The organism is Corynebacterium sp. HMSC058E07 (assembly GCF_001809885.1).
Taxonomy (GTDB): Bacteria; Actinomycetota; Actinomycetes; order Mycobacteriales; family Mycobacteriaceae; genus Corynebacterium; species Corynebacterium macclintockiae.
The window spans coordinates 1-1,271 of the sequence record NZ_KV799285.1 but is presented as its reverse complement, the minus strand read 5'-3'; the positions used below and the strand labels follow the sequence as shown (position 1 = coordinate 1,271).

Annotated in this window: 2 protein-coding genes; one reads left to right on the top strand and one right to left on the bottom strand. The window is 56.7% G+C overall.

Annotated elements, in window-relative coordinates; translation table 11 throughout:
• The first annotated feature begins 127 nt into the window (after positions 1-127).
• Positions 128-637 (top strand): GNAT family N-acetyltransferase, encoded by a 510-nt coding sequence (locus HMPREF2678_RS09760; RefSeq protein WP_070552245.1) that lies wholly within the window; start codon positions 128-130, stop codon positions 635-637.
• A 48-nt stretch (positions 638-685) separates the two neighbouring features.
• Here the strand turns inward: HMPREF2678_RS09760 and HMPREF2678_RS09755 are convergent, their stop codons facing one another.
• Positions 686-1,129, bottom strand: a complete 444-nt coding sequence (locus HMPREF2678_RS09755) for a hypothetical protein (RefSeq protein ID WP_034966414.1) — start codon at positions 1,127-1,129, stop codon at positions 686-688.
• Positions 1,130-1,271 lie beyond the last annotated feature (142 nt).

The following is a 1,271-nucleotide window of genomic DNA, read 5'->3' as shown; positions in this document are numbered from 1 at the left end:
ACTCCATGTCCAAAAACCCTATGGACATAACATTTCTGGGTCTCACTGACCTAACCCCCAACCCCCAGGACACGCGGCTCACTAGAGCCACTTCGCCCTGGGGGTTGCTTTCGCTACGCTAGATTTCATGGCTTCTGAATCTGCTATCCCTGAACAGTTCACTTTCCGTCGCGCGGTCGAGGCCGACCGCCCGTTCATCCACAAGATGAACGAGGAGACGGACACGTGGGGTGATCCAGATAGGGAATTCTCGGAAACGTTCGACGAAGACACCGTGTTCTACGTCGATGGCTGGACTGAGGGACAAGGTGGCGTCATCGTCGAAGAAAACGGCGAGGCCATCGGCGCCGCATGGCTGCTCGACTCCTCGGCGGACAACCACGGCTACGGCTACGTGTCCGAGGAATACCCCGAAGTAGCGATCGCGATGGCGCCCGGCAACACGGGCAAAGGACTGGGCACGAAGCTGATGCAGGCGGTGCTGGATCAGGCGAAGGCCGACGGCAAGCCGGGCGTAAGCCTATGCGTGGTGTTCGGTAACGACCGCGCGAAGCACGTCTACGAGAAAATCGGCTACGTCGACAAAGGTGTGGACGAGGCTGAGCACGCGCACGTCATGCTTTACACTTTCGACTAGAAAAAGTGCCGAATCAGACCCCGAGACAGAGCTGCAACGGCACCACGATTATTCGCTCAGCGGAACAGCAAGGCTGGCTATGTATTCCTCCGGGGTTTCGTAGATATCGTCCCAGCCCTCTTTGAGGATGCTGTGCGGCTGCCAGTTCATTCGAACTGAAATAGGCCCCCGGACAGGACCCGTAGCATCCTCATCCCACTCGGGGTTCAAGCCGTAGCTTTCCAGCGTTTCGACGATGATTTGCACCGCTTCGGCTACCTGACCTGCTTCTGACCGGACATAGAAGTCGATGACCACTTCCCGCAGATCAAGATCGTCTGCGATCTCGAAGGGGATTACCGCCACGCCAACTTCTTCATCTTCGCTGTCTACCGATCCCCAGTCATCGAACACCCAGATGTCTACGCCTTCGGCACGCATATCCAAAATCGAGCAATACAGTCGGTCAAAATCGGTGACCATGCCAGCCCAGGCATCCATTTCATCGGTCAAACTCTGGATAATTTCGTCCAGAAAATCCCCGACCAGGTCGAGACGACTCTGTTTCTCGTCCTCGGGGGTAGCGTCTTTGCCGACCGGTAACTCTTCTAGGCGCTGTTCCCAAGGTCAAGTCCGGTGTAGTGGTGTAGCCGTT

Excerpts from the sequence above, each read along its gene's own strand:
- HMPREF2678_RS09760 (WP_070552245.1), top strand. The coding sequence starts at position 128 with ATGGCTTCTGAATCTGCTATCCCTGAACAGTTCACTTTCCGTCGCGCG.